Here is a 17,114-nt window from a genome sequence, read left to right on the forward strand (position 1 = left end):
ATCGGCGCTTGCGGTTCAGCGCGACACGAAAACGAACGGCGCGACGCCGCCGTACACCGCACCGCTCGCGAACGAACGCAGCCCGAGATCGATGTCCCGGTACTTGCCGCCCGCGCGCGGCTTCAACTGATTGACGGACCAGACGCCGTTCTGCTCCAGAAGAAACGACTTGCTGTTCGGTTCGTACTGGACGAACGCCGTCATCGCGGACGATACGAGCAGCGTCGACTTTGCGTTGCTCGTCACGTCGTAGAGGATGATGGCGCTCGGGCTCGTGGCGTTGTCGTCGGCGAAAAGGATTTGCCGGTTGCTGATGGCCGCGAGAAACAGCGGATTCTTTTCCGGCAGAGCCGTCAACGCGTGTGCGATGCCGCTTTCCAGGTCCATTTCCGTCAACCTGCCCTGGGCGAGCGGCGACGCAAAGCCCACGAAATATGCCTTCTTCGCGTCGGGCGTCACGGCAAACTGATCGCGCGCGGCGGCGGGCGCGGAACCCGCGGGATAGCCGCTTCTGATGAACCCGCTCGCCGTTTCGATGCGCAGCACTTCGAGCCTCGCGCCCGGCTCGTTCGCGAGTGCATAGAGATTCTCCGCATCTTCGGCGGCCGTCACGACCTTGATGAGGCTGAAGTCCTTCGGCAGTACGAGCTTTCGGACGAGCGTGCCGGCGTCCGCATCGATCACGCTGATGACATTGCCGCTCGACACATAAACGTCATGTCCGCTGAGCGCGGGCTGAACGCCATAGCCGCCCGACATCGACAGAAACGGGCCGATGGGCGTGACGCGCACGATCGTATTGCTCGCGGTGTCGATGGTCACGAGATCGACCGATGCCGCGCTCCGCTCCATCGATACGTAGAGGCGCTGCCCATCCGTGCTCGCGAACATCTGATCGACGCGCGTGTAGTCGCCGGTCAGCGCGAGATCGATCGATGCCTTCGCCGCGCGCGACACGAAATCGTACGCGGTCACGCGTGCTGGAGCCTGCGCACGCGTCAACGTGTACACGGTCTGGCTGCGCGGCGGCGGTCCATAGTACTTCTGCGCCATGTCGATGTCGGTGGCGCTCAGCTTGCCGTCGCCGTTCCATTCGGGATTGCAGTAGTTCATGATCGATGCGAGATCCCACGCGCCGATCATCGTGTCGCCGCTTACGCCTTGCGGCGGCTCCGTACAGGTCGATGGGGTATCGGGCCGGTTCTGCTCGTGCGCGAAGCCGAGCGCGTGACCGAATTCATGCGCGGCCACGCGGCGTATGCAGTATTCCTCGCGTCCCTGACAACTCTGGCTCCAGTTCCTGAACGTGAAGTTCAGCGCCATGCCGCCCGCTTCGTTGTTCAGCATAGCGCCGAGGCCGAGCGTGTGCGGTCCGGGCGTCGCGCTGTCTTCAACCGAGATGCGTATGCCGTAGTAGTCCCGATCGTTCGTGCACTGCCGCCAGCCGGTGAATTTCGCGCCCGAGTGCTGCTCCCAGGTTTCCTGCACCGCGAGACGTGTCCAGTTGCGTTGCGCGGCATAGCGCGAGAAATCGGCGTCGTTCAAGTCCCAGCAGACGCCGATCGGCACGCGGCTCCAGATGACCGTCGATAACGCGTAGCCCTTGCTCGTGGCTTCCGTCAGCGCGGCGGGTTGACCGACGACGTTCTTCGCGTTCGCGCCAGGCGCATCGGAGCCCGCATCGCCGCCGCACGCACTGATCAATACTCCTGACGAAATAGCCAGCAACAGCCCTCTGATCCTTCTCATTACGCTCTCCGTTTATCGAGACCATGCAGACCGGCATGGCGGAACGAAATCGTTTTTTCAGCGCGCGGACAAACTGAAAGCTTTCTTACGGAGTATTTCCGGAAGCTTCAGCCTTTCGGCAGGAGGGCGTCAATCATTAATTCTACGTATTGCCGGATGACGAAGCGCGACGGAGCGGGCGCTAGCGTCATGCGTCATGCAGCGTGATCGCGGATCACGCTTTGAGCGGCAGATTGTCGGCGTTGGGGTCGCGCGTGGCGGTCGGAGGAAGGGCGTCGTCGGGTTCCGGTGCGCTCGTATCGTAGAGACGGTCCGGAATGAACAGCGTGCAGATGCCGCTCAGGAAGAACACCGCGCCTACCAGCAGAAAGCTCACGCCAAAGGAAAACTGCGTGGCGATGTAGCCGATGACGACAGGCGCCGCCCCCGAGCAGAAGCGGCCCACGTTATACGAGCCGCCGACCGCCGTGCCGCGAACGCGCGTCGCGAAGCTCTCCGACATGAACGCGCCGAGCGTGCCGAGCGGCACGCCATAGAGAAAGCCGAAGAACAGCATCAACCAGACGATGTTGTCGCGCGTATGGAAGAATACGATCACCGGTAAGAACAGCGCCGCGCCGATGCACCCGAGCACGTACACGCCGCGCCTGCTCCATACGTCGCCGAGCCAGCCCGCGACGATCTTGCCCACGAACGCGACGACATACGTGCCGATCATGTAGCTCGCCATCGAGCCGAAACGCACGTGCAGTTCTTTTTCCAGATATGTCGGCAGCCAGTTGTTCAATCCGTAGAAGCCCGACAACGCGAACACCGAAGCGAGCGCCCAGAGGATGAACATCTTGCGTGCTTCGGCATCCGAAAAGATCAGGTAGTAGCGGTTCTCGCGCCACGGCCTGCGCACGCGCGGCCCGCCCTGCCGCGTCGCGGCGCTCGCGCGCCAGCCGGGCGGCTCGGGCACGAACCAGTGGATCGCGAGCGCGAGCACGACGGGAATCGTCGCGACATAGAAAAGCATGCGCCAGCCATAATGCGGCAGGATCCAGTTGGCGAGCGAGATCACGACGATATATCCCGCCGACACGCCTGTCTGCAGCACGCCGAGAATCAGCGAGCGCCGCGCGGTCGGCACGTATTCCGCGACCAGCGTGCTCACGAGCACCATGCAGCCGATGCCGAGCGAGCTGACGAAGCGCACGAGCGCGAACTGCGCGAACGTGTGCGTGAGTCCGAGCAAACCGGCGCCGAGCGAGAAGAGCGCGAGCGCCCATACGACGACGCGCACGCGCCCGAGTGCATCGCTCGCCCATCCGCCGAGAATGCCGCCCACCGCCATGCCGACGAGCGTGAGGCTGCCGAGCGCGCCCGCCTCGACATTGGTGAGACCGAATTCGGCCTTGATGCGCGTGAGCGTGAGGCCGTACATCATGACGTCGGCGCCGTCTACGAGCAGCGCGAGATAGCCCAGCGCGAAGACGATCAGCCAGCGCCCGGTGTCAGGAGACGATGCGCGGCTCATGCACGCGGCTCCGAATCGGCGTGAAAGGGCATTCGCGAGACGAGCGCGGGCGCGAGAAACGAACCGAGCAGCACGCCCGCGTCTTCGTGCTCGCGCGTGTACCAGTGCTCGACATGCGTGAGGTTCATCGTGCCGATGCATTCGCCGTCGTAGGCGATCGGAATGTTGAGGATCGAGCCGAGGCCGAGGCTCGCCATCGTCATGTGATCGTCGAATGCGTTGCGGATGTCGTGCGCGGTCTCGCCGCGAAACGGCCGCAATTCGTGCAGGATTTGCGTCGCCCACGCGGTGCCGCGCTTCTTCTTGCGGCCGCCGGCCGGATAGACGCCGGGCATGTTGGTGAAGACGCGCTCCACTTCTTGATTGCGCGCGTCGTAGGCCATGATCGTGAAAAGCCGATAGCCGATGGTTTCGGCGGCGACGGACGCGACCGCATCGAACAGCGTTGCCGGCTGGGCGGATTCGCGCAGCGCGTGCGCGAGGCGATGCAGGTCGTTCAGTTGCAGCGGGCGCGTTTGCGTATCTTGCATGTCGATGAATGGTTAGCCGCGCAGGTTGGTCGGGGCGAGATGCTCGCGTGCATCGCCATCGATCGCGCCGTTGATCTCGATATCCTCGAGCGAGCGATTGCGCGTCTCGATGCCCAGGAAGAACACGACGCACGCGCCGGCGAGCAGCACGGCGGTTGTCATCGCGAACACGTCGAAGAAGCCGAACGCCGGATACACGATGCCGACGAGAATCGGCGCGCTCACCGAGCCGATGCGCCCGAACGACGACGACGATCCGGTGCCCGTCGTGCGCACCGCAGTCGGGAAAATCTCCGGCGTGTATGCATAGACGCCCGCGAAGGCGCCGTTCATGAAGAACGACAGGCAGATGCCCGCCGCCATGATCTGCGTGCCCGTGTGCGAGAGCGACAACATGATCGCCGCGATGCCGCCGAGCGTCATGTACGAAGCCACCACGCCCTTGCGCCCGATCTTCTCGTTGAGCCATGCCGCCGAGAAGTAGCCGGGAATCTGCGCGCCGTAGATCGCGATCGAGAAGCCGAAGCTCTTCGTGATCGTGAGCCCTTCCTTGACGAGCAGGCTCGGAATCCACGAGAAGAACGAGTAATACGCGAACGCGACGGCGAACCACATCAGCCAGCTCACGGCCGTCGTGCCCGCGAGGCGCTTGCCCCATAACGTCTTCACGTTGCCCCACGCGCTGCCGCTGCTCTTCGCGGCGGACGGAATCGCGCCCACGGCCGACAACGGCGCAAGCGCGATGCCGCGTTTCACGTACCACGCTTCGATAGCGTCGACGATGCTGCCGGCTTCATCGACGCGTCCTTGCGATTCCATCCAGCGCGGCGACTCGGGCAGCGTGCGCCGCCACCAGAGCAGCATCACGACGGGCAGCGACGTGATGACGGCGAGATAGCGCCAGCCGTCCGGGAAATTGCGCACGACCGTGTAGCCGAGGATCGACGAACTGAGATAGCCGAACGACATGAAGCCGACGAGCGCGCCGCAGAACATGCCGCGATAGCGTCGCGGCACGAACTCCGCGAGAAACGGTGCGATGACGACGGTTTCCGCGCCCGAGCCGAAGCCCGCGACGATGCGCAGAGCGAAGAACGTATGCCAGTCCTGCGCGGTGGCGCTCGCGAGCGAGGCGACGCAGTAGATGGCGAGCGCGCTCATCATGATGCGACGCCGGCCGATGATGTCCGCGAGCACGCCTGATAGGAACGCGCCGAAGAAATAGCCGATATACGTGCTGCTCGCGACGAGCCCGGTCTGCGCGCTCGTCAGATTCCACAACTTGCTGACGACCGGAAGCAGGAACGCCAGCGACGACGAATCGAGGCCGTCGAACATATAGCCCAAACCGCCGACGATGAGCAGTTTGCGATGGAAGCCGGATAGCGGCAGCCGTTCGAGGCGTGCGGCAACAACGGACATGGTCGATGTTCTCCGATGAGTGCCGGGTCAGCGCCCGATCGCATAAGCCTGCATCTGGCGGGGCGTCGCCGCGCCGCGCATCAGCCCGTTGCGGATGCCCACGGCGCATACGCGCCCGAGCGACCACGGATCGGCGACGGTGAGTTCGTGGCCGCGCGCGCGCAGTTCGTCGAGCGTCGCTTGCGGAAAATTGCGCTCCGCCGACATCTTGCCGAGCTGGATGTCGCGCGGATAGAACGAGCCGGGAAAATGCGCGGTCTGAAACGACGGCGCGTCGACGGCGGCCTGCAGATTCATGCCGAAGTGCACATGCCGCAGCAGCAGTTGCAGCGACCATTGATCCTGCTGATCGCCGCCCGGCGTGCCGAGCGCGGCGTAGGGCTTACCGTCTTTCGTGACGAGGGTCGGCGAGAGCGTGGTGCGCGGGCGGCGTCCCGGCCCAAGGGAGGAGGGCAGGCCGTCTTCCATCCAGAACATCTGGCCGCGCGTCGTGACGTTGAAGCCGAGTCCCGGCACGGCGGGCGATGCCTGCAGCCAGCCACCCGATGGCGTCGCGGAAACCATGTTGCCCCATCGGTCGACGACATCGAGATGCACCGTGTCGCCGCGCAACTCGGGCAGCGGCGCGAAAGTCGGTTCGCCCTGGCCGAAGCCGCCCGGCTGCTGGCGGCCCGCGTTGGCAAGAATCTTCGCGGCGCGCACGTCGCTGTCGAAGAGCTTGCCCGGACGGAATTCGAACGATGCGCGGCGCGGATCGATCTGCTGGCGGCGCGCGTCGTTGTACGCGTCGCTGAGGAGCGTCTGCATCGGCACGTCGGAGAAATTCGGATCGCCGTAGAACACATCGCGATCGGCGAATGCGAGCTTCGAACATTCGATGACCGTATGCACGAAGTCCGGACCCATCGGGTCCATGCCCGCGAGATCGAAGCCCTTCAGGAGCGCGAGCTGTTGCAGGAACATCGGGCCTTGTCCCCACGGTCCCGTCTTGTGAACCATGAAGCCTTCGTATTCGTACGATACGGCGTCTTCGTAAGCGGCTTCCCAGCGCGCGAGATCGGATGCGTCGAGCAGGCCGCGATTGCGCTGGCCGGATGTATCGAGCACGTCGGTCGAGCGGAAATATTGATCGATGGCGTCCGCGACGAAGCCGCGATAGAACGCGACGCGCGCGCGTTCGCACTGTTCCGCGCGATCGCCCCGCGTGTTCGCTTCGCGCAGGATGCGCTTGTATGTTTCCGCGATCGCCGGATTCGCGAACAGATGATTGGGGCGGGGCGCCGCGCCATCGCGCAGCCACTGTTCGGCGGACGTGCGCCATTCGCGCTTGAAGAAATCCTGAATCGCGAGAATCGACGACGCCATGCGCGGCAGCACCGGATAGCCGTGCTCCGCATAACCGAGGGCGTAGCTCAGCACGTCTTCCAGCGGCAGTTGCCCGTAATCCCGCAGCAAGGTCATCCAGCCGCCGAACGCGCCTGGAACGACGGCGGGCAAGAGGCCGGTGCCGGGCATCACCGTGAGGCCCATTTCCTTCATGCGATCGATGGTCATCGCGGCGGGCGTCACGCCCTGTCCGCACAGCACGCGCACGCGATCTTCCTTTGCGCTGTAAAACACGGCGGGCAACTCGCCGCCCGGCCCGTTCAGATGCGGCTCGACGATCTGCAGCACGAAACCGGCCGCCGCCGCGGCGTCGAACGCGTTGCCGCCTTTTTCGAGCACGGCCATCGCGGAGGCGCTGGCGAGCCAGTGCGTCGACGCCACCATGCCGAAAGTGCCGATCAGTTCGGGTCGTGTCGTGAAGCTCATGAATGTCGTCCGATTGGTGAACCAATATCGATTGGTTCATCGAGTAAATACAGAATATGTGATGAGATTACGCCACCAAAAAAGCGAAAGCAATTCGTCGCCATGCGGACGACTCTCTGCTAAAGTGAACCAATGTAGATTGGTTCAGATCAGGAAGCACGAAGAACATGGAGAAGCCCGCACTCGAGAAGCTGCTCGATTACGTCGCGCGGCACAACCTGAAGGAAGGCGACGCCTTGCCGCCCGAACGCAGTCTCGCCGAATCGCTCGAGATCAGCCGGCGCGATCTGCGCGGCGCGCTGGCGTCGATGGAAGCGGCGGGGCGCGTGTGGCGCGGCGTCGGGCGCGGCACGTATCTGGGCGCGCGGCCGCTGAAGTTTTCGGCGTCGCTGCGCAGTCTGAATGCGGGGTCGAGCCCGGCGGATATCGCGGAGATGCGGCTCGTGCTCGAACCGGCGTTCGTCGAACTGGCGACGCGCAAGGCGAGCCCAGACGATCTCGCGGAACTGGAAAAGTGCGCGCGCCGCAACGCCACGGCGAAGGACGACGACGAATGGCAGCAGTGGGATCATCGCTTTCATTTGCTGATCGCGCAGGCCACGCGCAATCCCGCCATCATCGCGCTGATGGAAGTGGTGAACGGCATGCGCGTGAAGCCGGCCGCGCGCGAGAAAACCGCCGATCAGGACACGCGGCGGCATTTCGCGGAGCAGCATCAGGCCGTCGTGAAGGCGATGATCGATCGCGACGGCGCGACCGCATCCGCGCGCATGCGCGATCATCTGCTCAACGTGCAATGGCGCATACCGTCGCCACGGGATTGAACGCAAACCCATTCTTTCGATACTCATGGAACACGCCTTCAGCGAGCCGGACCGGGAAGCCGTCTATCGCGCGATTCACGAACGCCGCGACATGCGCCACTTTTTGAGCGATCCGGTCGCGCCGCAAGTGATGCAGCGCCTCATCGACGCTGCGCTGCACGCGCCGAGCGTCGGCTTCATGCAGCCGTGGCGCATCGTACGCATCACGTGCGCGGACATTCGCGCGCGCTTGCGCGATGCGGTCGAACGCGAACGTATGCTCACCGCCGATGCGCTCGGCGAACGGCGCGATTCGTTCATGCGGCTCAAGGTGGAAGGCTTGCGCGAGTGCGCCGAAGTGCTGGTGATGGCGTTGATGGACGGCCGCGAGCGATACGTCTTCGGACGGCGCACGCTGCCCGAGATGGACCTCGCTTCGGTCGCGTGCGCGATCCAGAACATGTGGCTCGCGGCGCGCGCGGAAGGGCTCGGAATGGGCTGGGTCTCGCTGTTCGATCCCGCCGAAATCGCCGCGCTGCTCAGGATGCCCGCGGGCGCGCGGCCCGTCGCGATCCTGTGCATCGGGCACGTGCAACGCTACTACGATGCCCCGATGCTCGAAACCGAAGGTTGGGAAAAGCGTCGTTCCGGCGACGAGTGTGTTTTCGAGAATGCTTGGCCGCAGCCGATGAGCGAGTTAAAAAAGTAAGCGCGGTCACTGCTGCTCGCGGATTTCCGCGGGCCCTTTGCCGGTCCAGCGCTTGAGCGCCCTGCGGAAGTTGGCGGTGTCCGTGAAGCCGACGAGCATGGCGACATCGTCGGTGCTGAGCTTCGTCGTCTTCAGATATTCGGTGGCGAGCGAGCAGCGCACGTCGTCGACGATCGCGACGAACGACGTGCCTTCCGCTTCAAGTCGCCGCCGCAACGTCCGGCTCGTCATCTGCAATGCGGCGGCGACGGTCTCCATGCCCGGAAATTCGCCGGGCTTGCGCATTAGCACCTGATAGACCTCGCCGGCTACACCGGTCGATGTCTTCGCCTGTCCGATGAGCCGGTCGCACGTTTCCTGCAACAGCGCGGCGGAATGCCGGTCCGCGAGATGCGGCTTGATGTCGAGGATCGCGCTGTCGTAGATGAGCTGGCATTCGTCCGCGCCGAATTCGCATGGACAGTTCAGATACTCGGAATAGATCGAGGCATGGGGCGGGGCGGGATACGAAAAGCGCGCGAGCACGGGCGGACAGCTTCTGCCCGCGACATCCTGCAAGTGCGTGACGTGCTGCGTGTATTGTTGTTCGAGCAGAAACTGCTGCACGTCGTGCGCGAACGGCGAAGAAAAGGCATCGGGAAACGTCCATACCGATGTCGCCGGATGCTCGTGCCATTCGATGGTGAGCGTGGGCGTCGCGAGCCGATGATATTTCACGCCGAGCCGGAAATAGTCGCGCAGCGAAAGACACGACATCAGCGCATAACCGTACATGCCGTAGGCGGCGAGATGCAGACGCGCTCCGGTCCTGAACGGCGTGCGCGGATCCTCCGACATGGCGACGGCGTTCGCGCAGACGGCCGCGTACTGGCGCACGGATGTCATGACCGAAGCGTCGTAGATCTGCGCGGGCGCGACGCCGCTTCCCTCCAGGCTGTCCTCGGGCGCGATGCCTTGCTCGGCAAGCACGTCCACCAGCGCGGCTATCTTGTAAGGCGCGTAGATGCGTTCGTTCGACAGTGGGAATTTCGAAGACATCGCGCCTCCTCGTGTGTCCTGCGGGGACACCACCTTGTCCGAATAAGACCTTCCGCGCCGAATCGTATCCCACTACCATCTATGTAACAAGACGGGTCCGCATGGCGTTTGCGCGACTCGCGCATCCATCGGAGACAGACATGCGATACCCACATCGAGCCGGTTCCTCGCCGCCGTAGTCATCGGCGCGCGTAGCGTCATCCACGAATATTTCCAGCGGCATCCGCTGCCCGCTTGCGTCATGCGAGCGCAGGGCGGCGTTGCCGCTCGCCTGTCGCACTCGCAAAAAAGAAGGACATGGAATGAGCCATTCGAGCAGCAAAGTCATCATCACGTGCGCGGTCACGGGATCGGCGCACGTGCCGTCGATGTCGGAGCACCTGCCGCTCACGCCCGGCGATATCGCGCGCCAGGCGATCGAAGCCGCCGAGGCGGGCGCCGCGATCCTGCATCTGCATGCGCGCAATCCCGAAGACGGCCGGCCGACGCCTTCGCCCGATGTCTTCCGGCAATTCGTGCCCGTCATCGCGGCGCAAACCGACGCGGTCATCAACATCTCGACCGGCGGCAGCACGCGCATGACGCTCGACGAGCGGCTCGCCTATGCACGCGTCGCCAGACCGGAGATGTGCTCGCTCAACATGGGATCGATGAACTTCTCGCTGCATCCGGTCGCGGCGAAGATGGCGTCGTGGCGCTTCGACTGGGAGAAGGAATACATCGAAGGCATGGAGGACATGATCTTCCGCAACACCTTCCGCGACATCAGGAACATCCTCGCCGAGTTCCGCGAGTACGGCACGCGCTTCGAGTTCGAATGCTACGACGTGGGGCATCTGTACAACCTCGCGTATTTCATCGACATCGGGCTTATCGAGCCGCCGTTCTTCATCCAGTGCGTGCTCGGGATTCTCGGCGGCATCGGGCCGGACCCGGAAAATCTTTCGATGATGCGCGCGACGGCCGACCGCCTGTTCGGCCGCGAGAACTATCGGCTGTCGATACTTGGCGCGGGCCGCCATCAGATGCCGCTCGTGACGATGGGGGCGATCATGGGCGGCAACGTGCGCGTGGGACTCGAAGACAGCGTCTATCTGTCGCGCGGCGTGAAGGCGAAATCGAACGCGGAACAGGTCCGCAAGATTCGCCGCATTCTCGAAGAGTTGTCGTTCGATATCGCAACACCCGCCGATGCGCGCGCGATCCTCGGACTGAAGGGACGCGACAACGTCACGTTTTAATCCCTTCGAAGCACGCGAAAAGCAAAGATCAAATTCTGGAGACGTCATGACCGCCACGACTGTTGACCAAAGCCTCGGAGAAACGCATCGGCTTGCGACGCGCAAGGCAATGACAAGACTGCTTCCGTTGATGTGCGCGATTTACTTCCTGTCGTTCATCGACCGCACGAACGTCGCGCTCGCCAAGAGCGCATTGGCCGCCGACCTGGGCATCAGCGCCGCCGCTTACGGCCTGGGCGCGGGCATCTTTTTCATCGGTTATGCGCTGCTCGAAGTGCCGAGCAATCTGGCCGCGCATCGCATCGGGCCGCGCGCGTGGATTGCGCGCATCGCGGTGACGTGGGGCGCGCTGTCCACCGCCATGATGTTCGTGCGCGGCGAATGGTCGTTCTATCTTCTGCGCGTGCTGCTTGGCGTGGCCGAAGCGGGCCTCTTTCCGGCGCTGATGTACATGGTGACGCTCTGGTTCGCGCCGAAGGATCGTGCAGTCGCCGTCGGATGGATCTACACGGCGCCGTCGGTCGCGCTCATCATCGGCAATCCGCTCGGCGCGGCGCTGATGCAGCTCGGCGGCATTGGCGGTCTGCGCGGCTGGCAGTGGATGTTTCTGCTCGAAGGTTTGCCGACCATCGTGCTTGGCGTCGTGCTGTTCTTCAAGCTGCCGAACCGCCCGTCCGATGTCAAATGGCTATCGCCGCAGGAAGCGCAGGCGCTCGAGACGCACGCGGTCATCGATACGCACGGTCATGCCGAACTCACCACCGCGGACTGGCTCTCGGCGCTCAAGCGCCCCACGACCGTGCTCATCGCGCTCATCTATTTTCTGAATCAGGTGGCGTTCGTCGGCCTGTACTTCTTCACGCCGTCGATCGTCGCGCAGATGCACGTGAGCTCGCCGCTGCTCGTCGGTGTGCTGTCGAGCAGTGTCGGCATCGGCTTTCTGATCGGCGTGCTGACGCTGCCGCGCATTCATCGGCGCGTGAGCAACGAATGCGGCTTCCTTGGCGTGCTGACCGCGGGCGTCGTCGTCAGTGCGTGCGGGTTCATCGCCAGCTGGAACCAGGCGGTGCAGATCGTGCTGCTCGGCGTGACCGGCTTCTTCGCGGGCGGCATCCTGCCTTCGTACTGGGCCGTCGCGATGAAGCGCCTGCAAGGCGTGCAGGCGGCTGCGGGTCTCGCGTTCATCAATACGATCGGGCTTCTGGGCGGCTTCGTCGGACCTTATCTCTTCGGGCTTGCCGAAACCATGACCGGCAGAAGCGATTCGGGCTTCAATGTCGTCGTGGGCGCCTCGGTGCTGGGCTTGCTGCTCGTGCCGCTGCTCGCGAAGTCGATTCATGCGGCGGAGCGGCCCGCCGGTGGCGCGGACGCTTCGGGCCGGTTGAACGCGCGCAAGAGCTGAGCGCGGGGCAAGGTTTCGCGGTTTCGCGTATGGTGTGCTATCCGACACTCGCGCTCATGTCATGGACACTGCACGCTTGAACCGGGCGCGCGTCATTGCGCGCGCCGCCGCGCTTCTTGCGCTCGCGCTGACCGGATGCGCTTCGTCGCCGACGTCCGAGCTTGCGTCGCACGATGCGTCATCGAGGCAGGTGAGCGCCGCATCGCTCGATGCCGCCATCGCCGGACCGCAACGCGCCGACAAGGCGCGCGCACGCGATGTCTACCGTCATCCGAAAGAGACGCTGCAGTTCTTCGAGCTCGCGCCGACGCAGACGGTGCTCGAGATCGCGCCCGGCGGCGGATGGTACACGGACATTCTCGCGCCGTATCTGCACGGCGCGGGTCAGCTATACGAAGCGCAATATCTCAGCACGTCCGCCGATCTCGCCGCCGAGGACAGCGACACCGATGCCGCGTATCGGCGCAAGCTCGCCGACGCTCCGGCGATCTACGGCAACGTCGTCGTCGGCACCTTGCATGCGGGCCGGTTCATCGGCTTCGACGCGCACGAACGGTTCGCGCGCGTGCTGACGTTCCGGAACATCCATAACTGGATCAAGGACGGACAGGTCGATGCGAACTTCGACGCGTTCTACGATGCGCTGAAGCACGGCGGCGAACTCGGCGTCGAAGAGCATCGCGCGCGGCCGGGGACATCCGTTCAGCAGATGATCGATACCGGCTACGTGACCGAGGATTACGTGATCGAGCGTGCGAAAGCGGCGGGCTTCGTGCTCGTCGCGCGCAGCGAAATCAATGCGAATCCCAAGGACACGAAGGACTATCCGAACGGCGTGTGGTCGCTGCCGCCGACCTACAAGGGCGGCGACGCCGATCGTGCGCGTTACGCCGCGATCGGAGAGTCGGATCGCATGACGCTCAGGTTCGTCAAGCCGTAGCGTCAGCGTGCGACGGCCGTGCCCGTATCCGCAACCGCAGCCGCTGCCGCAGCCGGATAGGGCGCCGCCGACGCCGCCGTTGGCGCGGCAGGCTGAACGGCGGCGTTGAAAAGATATCCCGACGACGTGAGGAAAACCGCGAGCAGCAGAACGAATTCCATGGCGTTCACCTTGCCGTGCGTGAAAAGCGGTTCTGGAAGGGCCTTGACCCTACGATATGTAACCGGCGCCTTTCGTACAAGTTAAATCACCACGCCACGCCGTTTCAATCCGCGTTGAATGTACTCGTCGCGAATTCCGCAGACAGTTTGAAACGCCGGTGAGGAATTGCTTCGCGTTACCGCGCGTTGCCGGTTACGCGCCACACGACGTTTCCGACATCGTCGGCAATCAGCAGCCCGCCTTGCCGGTCCTGCGTGACACCTACAGGCGCGCCATACAGTTCCTTCTGATCCGCCGATGTAAAGCCCGTGACGACATCCTTCGGCGCGCCCGTGGGCTTGCCGTTTTCGAACGCGACATACGAGACCACATAACCGCTCAACGGCGTGCGGTCCCAACTGCCATGCTCGCCGATGAACGCGCCGCCGCGATACTGCGGCGGAAGATTGTCGCCGGTATAGAACGTCAGCCCGAGCGGCGCGACGTGCGAGCCGATCGCGAAGTCCGGCGCAATTGCCTTGGCGACGAGGTCGGGACGTTGCGGCTGCGCGCGCGGATCGACATGCTGGCCGTAGTAGCTGTACGGCCATCCATAGAAGGCGTTCTCTTTCACCGAAGTCAGATAGTCGGGCACGAGGTCCGCGCCGATTTCATCGCGCTCGTTCGCGATCGCCCACAACTGGCCGGTCTTCGGCTCCCACTGCAGGCCGGTCGGGTTGCGAATGCCCGCCGCGTAGATTCGGCTTGCGCCCGTTGCGGTATCGACTTCGAGCACGTCCGCGCGCCGGTACTCGACATCGAGCCCGTTCTCGCCGACATTGCTGTTCGAGCCGACGCCGACATACAGCTTCTTGCCATCGGGGCTCGCGAGCAGGGCTTTGGTCCAGTGATGATTGATCGTGTCGGGAAGATCGGCGAGCTCGACGCCGCGTTCATCGATACGCGTTTCGCCTGTCTTGTAGGGAAACTTGAGGATCGCATCCGTATCGGCGACATAGAGCGTATCGCCGATGAGCTGCATGCCGAAAGGCGAGTGCAGATGGTCGATGAACACGTGCCGCTCCCATTCGCCGTTGCCATCGGCGGACTTTCTCAGCAGCGTGATGCGATTCGCGCCCTTTGCCTTCTTGCCCGACTTGCTTTCGATCAGCCCCGCAATGAGTTGCTTCGGCGTGGTCACGGCCTCTTCGTTCGGGCTGTTCGATTCGGCCACGAGCACGTCGCCATTGGGCAGCACATAGACCTGGCGCGGATGCACGAGGCCCGATGCGATCTTCTCGATCTTGAGACCATCGGCGACCTTGGGCGTGGCGTCCTTCTGCCAGCCGACATAGTTGGGCACCTGCATCGGCGGCGCGAAGAAGTTGCGCGCTTCGGGCATCGGCGGATTCGCGCCCGCCTGATGCGCCGCGTCGTATTGCGCATGTTCGTTGCAGCCGCTCACCAGTCCCGCCACGGCGATGACCTGTGCGCATGTCGCGAGATACTTATTCATGAGCCGCCTCCGCGAGTCCGAGGCGGTCCATTGCCATGACGACGTGCGCGATGCTCAGCAGCACGACGGTGATCACCGAAAGCACGACGTTCTCCGGCACCATCGCATAGGCATCGCGGCTATGTACGAACGCGTTGACGATCGCCGCGACGATCGCGAGCAAGTTGAGCCAGAAGTCGATTCTCTCGATGCGCGATACGGCGCGGCGGCGCTGCAGCCATACGTGGCCGAGATTGAGCAGGCGCGGCACGATCGCGATGATGAGTCCCGCCGTGACGAGCCACGCGGCCCCTTTGCCCCAGAACACGTTGCGCGTGCTCATGTAGGTGATATCGAAAATCAGCGTGCCGACGAAGAGTCCGTACGGTACCGGATTCATCAACTCGAATATGGCCGGAGCGATCCTCGAAGGATGTCTGGCGACGACGGGCCTGGCGGACATGGCGCTACCTCTGCAAGTCGTGACGGATGCGATCGATACTGCATCGTCCATGCCTGAGTCCTTCGTTTGCCTGACGGTTGCAAGGTGCCGCGTGCGGGCATAGGCACTGCTGAATTCGGATGGGCGCTTACATCTCGAGGGAGCAGACAATGAAGCGAGTCATATGCGCGGTGATGTTGACGATTCCGCTGGCCTTCGGCATGGCGGCGTGCAAGAAGGCGCACGATGCGGGCAACGACAGCATGAGCATCGGCGGGAGCAAGATCGAAAGTTCGGCTCCGCCGGCAGGCACGAGCCCGCCGGCGCAAAAGCACGAGTAGCCGTTACGGCTTCAGGACCACCTTGATGCAGCCGTCTTCCTTGTCGCGGAACGTCTTGTACATCGAAGGGCCGTCTTCGAGACGCATGCGGTGCGTGATGACGAACGACGGATCGATCTGGCCGTCCTGGATGCGGCTCAGCAGGTCGTCGGTCCAGCGATTCACGTGCGTCTGACCCATGCGCCACGTGAGACCCTTGTTCATCGACGCGCCGAACGGAATCTTGTCGATGAGTCCGCCATACACGCCCGGCACCGACAGTATTCCCGCAGGACGGCACACATAGATCATCTCGCGGAGCACGTGCGGCCGGTCCGTCTCCAGCATGACGGCCTGCTTCGCGCGGTCATAGAGCGCGTCGAACGAGCGCGTCGCGTGCGATTCCATGCCGACCGCGTCGATGCACTTCTCCGGACCCTTGCCCTGCGTCAGATCGCCCAGGCGGTCGAGCACGCTTTCCTCCTTGAAGTTGATCGGGATCGCGCCCGCCGCGCGCGCCATCGCGAGCCGCTCGGGCACCTGATCGATCACGACGACCTGCTTCGCGCCGAGAATCAGGGCGCTGCGAATCGCCATCTGTCCGACAGGCCCCGCGCCCCAGATGGCAACGGTATCGGTCGGTTCGATATCGCAATTGACGGCGGCCTGCCAGCCCGTCGGAAAGATGTCGCCGAGAAACAGCACTTGCTCGTCGGTGAGGCCGTCGGGAATCTTCACGTGCGTCTTGTCCGCGAAGGGCACGCGCACGTACTCGGCCTGTCCGCCGGGATAGCCGCCCGTCAGATGCGTGTAACCGAAGAGGCCGGCCGTCGTGTGACCGAACATCTTGTCAGCGACGTCCTTGTTGCGATTGCTGCGTTCGCAGACCGAAAAATTGCCGCGTTTGCACTGGTCGCATTCGCCGCAGATGATCGTGAACGGCACGACCACGCGATCGCCGATCTTGAGCGTCGTGTTGTCGCGGCCGACTTCGACCACTTCGCCCATGAACTCGTGTCCCATGATGTCGCCGGATTTCATGCCGGGCATGAAGCCGTCGAACAGATGCAGATCCGAGCCGCAGATCGCGCATGTCGATACCTTGATGATTGCGTCGCGGCCATGCTCGATGATCGGATCGGGAACCGTGTCGTAACGAATGTCCTTCTTGCCGTGCCAGATGAGTGCTTTCATGAAATGCCTCGTGCGGTGATTGCTGCGCTGGTCGGGGTCGTGCGCTGGGTAGCGGGTCAGGCGTGCGTCTAGGCTTCGTTGTCGGACTTCCCCGGCCTGCCGCTGCGGCTCGCCGGTTCGACATCGGGATCGACGTGATCGTGCTCGGGCGCGTACGGCCCTTCTTCGGGATGATCCTTGCCCTTGGGTACGAGCGTCGGGTCGATGTTGCCGTGCTCGCGCTGTTCGATGGTGCCGTCGCGCTTCTGCTTGATGTCGCCTTCGCCGAGCGCCTCGCGGCGCTCGTCCGCACGTTCGACGGGATCGGATGGTTCGTTCTGCATCGATTGCTCCTTGAACTTGAGAGAGAGCTGCGCT

17 protein-coding genes are annotated in these 17,114 nt (G+C 63.7%); 6 read left to right on the forward strand and 11 right to left on the reverse strand.

Translation table 11 applies throughout. From position 1 onward, the window contains the following. Window positions 1–15: 15 nt before the first annotated feature. From AWB77_RS29095 to AWB77_RS29115, 5 genes are all read right to left on the reverse strand, one after another. Complete coding sequence (locus AWB77_RS29095; protein ID WP_244158689.1) at window positions 16–1,749, reverse strand: ATPase; 1,734 nt, start codon at window positions 1,747–1,749, stop codon at window positions 16–18. A 214-nt stretch (window positions 1,750–1,963) separates the two neighbouring features. Continuing rightward, the gene (locus AWB77_RS29100; RefSeq protein WP_061137942.1) at window positions 1,964–3,268 is read right to left on the reverse strand and encodes an MFS transporter; all 1,305 of its coding nucleotides are present in this window, start codon (window positions 3,266–3,268) and stop codon (window positions 1,964–1,966) included. Then, on the reverse strand, window positions 3,265–3,798 hold the full coding sequence (locus AWB77_RS29105) for a GAF domain-containing protein (RefSeq protein ID WP_061137943.1): 534 nt from the start codon (window positions 3,796–3,798) through the stop codon (window positions 3,265–3,267). The genes AWB77_RS29100 and AWB77_RS29105 overlap by 4 nt, the downstream gene beginning before the upstream one ends. A 12-nt stretch (window positions 3,799–3,810) precedes the next feature. Next, complete coding sequence (locus AWB77_RS29110; RefSeq protein WP_061137944.1) at window positions 3,811–5,220, reverse strand: MFS transporter; 1,410 nt, start codon at window positions 5,218–5,220, stop codon at window positions 3,811–3,813. A 27-nt stretch (window positions 5,221–5,247) separates the two neighbouring features. After that, the gene (locus tag AWB77_RS29115) at window positions 5,248–7,032 is read right to left on the reverse strand and encodes a gamma-glutamyltransferase family protein (RefSeq protein WP_061137945.1); all 1,785 of its coding nucleotides are present in this window, start codon (window positions 7,030–7,032) and stop codon (window positions 5,248–5,250) included. A 167-nt stretch (window positions 7,033–7,199) separates the two neighbouring features. Between AWB77_RS29115 and AWB77_RS29120 the strand changes: the two genes are divergently transcribed. After that, window positions 7,200–7,856, forward strand: coding sequence for a FadR/GntR family transcriptional regulator (locus tag AWB77_RS29120; RefSeq protein ID WP_061137946.1), 657 nt, complete (start codon window positions 7,200–7,202; stop codon window positions 7,854–7,856). Between the two features lie 25 nt (window positions 7,857–7,881). Beyond that, window positions 7,882–8,544 carry a 5,6-dimethylbenzimidazole synthase gene (gene bluB / locus AWB77_RS29125; protein WP_061137947.1) on the forward strand — a complete coding sequence of 221 codons (663 nt, stop codon included), beginning with the start codon at window positions 7,882–7,884 and terminating at the stop codon, window positions 8,542–8,544. A gap of 6 nt (window positions 8,545–8,550) precedes the next feature. Here the strand turns inward: bluB and AWB77_RS29130 are convergent, their stop codons facing one another. Continuing rightward, on the reverse strand, window positions 8,551–9,582 hold the full coding sequence (locus tag AWB77_RS29130) for an AraC family transcriptional regulator (protein WP_061137948.1): 1,032 nt from the start codon (window positions 9,580–9,582) through the stop codon (window positions 8,551–8,553). A 302-nt stretch (window positions 9,583–9,884) separates the two neighbouring features. Between AWB77_RS29130 and kce the strand changes: the two genes are divergently transcribed. From kce to AWB77_RS29145, 3 genes are all read left to right on the forward strand, one after another. Continuing rightward, window positions 9,885–10,823: a 3,5-dioxohexanoate:acetyl-CoA acetone transferase gene (gene kce / locus AWB77_RS29135; protein ID WP_061137949.1), complete on the forward strand. Its 939-nt coding sequence runs from the start codon at window positions 9,885–9,887 to the stop codon at window positions 10,821–10,823. A gap of 46 nt (window positions 10,824–10,869) precedes the next feature. Continuing rightward, window positions 10,870–12,225: an MFS transporter gene (locus AWB77_RS29140; RefSeq protein WP_061137950.1), complete on the forward strand. Its 1,356-nt coding sequence runs from the start codon at window positions 10,870–10,872 to the stop codon at window positions 12,223–12,225. A 61-nt stretch (window positions 12,226–12,286) separates the two neighbouring features. Then, window positions 12,287–13,165, forward strand: coding sequence for a class I SAM-dependent methyltransferase (locus AWB77_RS29145; protein WP_061137951.1), 879 nt, complete (start codon window positions 12,287–12,289; stop codon window positions 13,163–13,165). 2 nt (window positions 13,166–13,167) lie between these two features. Here the strand turns inward: AWB77_RS29145 and AWB77_RS36180 are convergent, their stop codons facing one another. From AWB77_RS36180 to AWB77_RS29155, 3 genes are all read right to left on the reverse strand, one after another. Continuing rightward, window positions 13,168–13,326 carry a hypothetical protein gene (locus AWB77_RS36180; protein WP_157694938.1) on the reverse strand — a complete coding sequence of 53 codons (159 nt, stop codon included), beginning with the start codon at window positions 13,324–13,326 and terminating at the stop codon, window positions 13,168–13,170. 176 nt (window positions 13,327–13,502) lie between these two features. Next, window positions 13,503–14,822 carry a PQQ-dependent sugar dehydrogenase gene (locus tag AWB77_RS29150; protein WP_061137952.1) on the reverse strand — a complete coding sequence of 440 codons (1,320 nt, stop codon included), beginning with the start codon at window positions 14,820–14,822 and terminating at the stop codon, window positions 13,503–13,505. Beyond that, entirely contained in the window at window positions 14,815–15,201 is a 387-nt protein-coding gene (locus AWB77_RS29155) for a DUF2231 domain-containing protein (RefSeq protein ID WP_244158690.1), read from the reverse strand. The genes AWB77_RS29150 and AWB77_RS29155 overlap by 8 nt, the downstream gene beginning before the upstream one ends. A 212-nt stretch (window positions 15,202–15,413) precedes the next feature. Here AWB77_RS29155 and AWB77_RS36185 point away from each other — a divergent pair, with 212 nt between their 5' ends. Continuing rightward, window positions 15,414–15,584, forward strand: coding sequence for a hypothetical protein (locus AWB77_RS36185; RefSeq protein ID WP_157694939.1), 171 nt, complete (start codon window positions 15,414–15,416; stop codon window positions 15,582–15,584). A 3-nt stretch (window positions 15,585–15,587) separates the two neighbouring features. Here the strand turns inward: AWB77_RS36185 and AWB77_RS29160 are convergent, their stop codons facing one another. Together AWB77_RS29160 and AWB77_RS29165 are read right to left on the reverse strand one after the other, a co-directional pair. Further along, entirely contained in the window at window positions 15,588–16,757 is a 1,170-nt protein-coding gene (locus AWB77_RS29160) for a zinc-dependent alcohol dehydrogenase (protein ID WP_061137954.1), read from the reverse strand. 68 nt (window positions 16,758–16,825) lie between these two features. After that, window positions 16,826–17,080: a hypothetical protein gene (locus AWB77_RS29165; RefSeq protein WP_061137955.1), complete on the reverse strand. Its 255-nt coding sequence runs from the start codon at window positions 17,078–17,080 to the stop codon at window positions 16,826–16,828. Window positions 17,081–17,114 lie beyond the last annotated feature (34 nt).

The organism is Caballeronia fortuita (assembly GCF_001544835.2).
Lineage (GTDB): Bacteria > Pseudomonadota > Gammaproteobacteria > Burkholderiales > Burkholderiaceae > Caballeronia > Caballeronia fortuita.

Bases quoted from the DNA above. Each gene is read 5' to 3' on its own strand.
- AWB77_RS29130 (WP_061137948.1), bottom strand. From the start codon at position 9,582: ATGTCTTCGAAATTCCCACTGTCGAACGAACGCATCTACGCGCCTTAC.
- bluB (WP_061137947.1), top strand. From the start codon at position 7,882: ATGGAACACGCCTTCAGCGAGCCGGACCGGGAAGCCGTCTATCGCGCG.
- kce (WP_061137949.1), top strand. From the start codon at position 9,885: ATGAGCCATTCGAGCAGCAAAGTCATCATCACGTGCGCGGTCACGGGA.
- AWB77_RS29165 (WP_061137955.1), bottom strand. From the start codon at position 17,080: ATGCAGAACGAACCATCCGATCCCGTCGAACGTGCGGACGAGCGCCGC.
- AWB77_RS29145 (WP_061137951.1), top strand. From the start codon at position 12,287: ATGGACACTGCACGCTTGAACCGGGCGCGCGTCATTGCGCGCGCCGCC.
- AWB77_RS29095 (WP_244158689.1), bottom strand. From the start codon at position 1,749: ATGAGAAGGATCAGAGGGCTGTTGCTGGCTATTTCGTCAGGAGTATTG.
- AWB77_RS36185 (WP_157694939.1), top strand. From the start codon at position 15,414: ATGAAGCGAGTCATATGCGCGGTGATGTTGACGATTCCGCTGGCCTTC.
- AWB77_RS29115 (WP_061137945.1), bottom strand. From the start codon at position 7,032: ATGAGCTTCACGACACGACCCGAACTGATCGGCACTTTCGGCATGGTG.
- AWB77_RS29120 (WP_061137946.1), top strand. From the start codon at position 7,200: ATGGAGAAGCCCGCACTCGAGAAGCTGCTCGATTACGTCGCGCGGCAC.
- AWB77_RS29155 (WP_244158690.1), bottom strand. From the start codon at position 15,201: ATGAATCCGGTACCGTACGGACTCTTCGTCGGCACGCTGATTTTCGAT.
- AWB77_RS29105 (WP_061137943.1), bottom strand. From the start codon at position 3,798: ATGCAAGATACGCAAACGCGCCCGCTGCAACTGAACGACCTGCATCGC.
- AWB77_RS29110 (WP_061137944.1), bottom strand. From the start codon at position 5,220: ATGTCCGTTGTTGCCGCACGCCTCGAACGGCTGCCGCTATCCGGCTTC.
- AWB77_RS29100 (WP_061137942.1), bottom strand. From the start codon at position 3,268: ATGAGCCGCGCATCGTCTCCTGACACCGGGCGCTGGCTGATCGTCTTC.
- AWB77_RS29160 (WP_061137954.1), bottom strand. From the start codon at position 16,757: ATGAAAGCACTCATCTGGCACGGCAAGAAGGACATTCGTTACGACACG.
- AWB77_RS29140 (WP_061137950.1), top strand. From the start codon at position 10,870: ATGACCGCCACGACTGTTGACCAAAGCCTCGGAGAAACGCATCGGCTT.
- AWB77_RS29150 (WP_061137952.1), bottom strand. From the start codon at position 14,822: ATGAATAAGTATCTCGCGACATGCGCACAGGTCATCGCCGTGGCGGGA.
- AWB77_RS36180 (WP_157694938.1), bottom strand. From the start codon at position 13,326: ATGGAATTCGTTCTGCTGCTCGCGGTTTTCCTCACGTCGTCGGGATAT.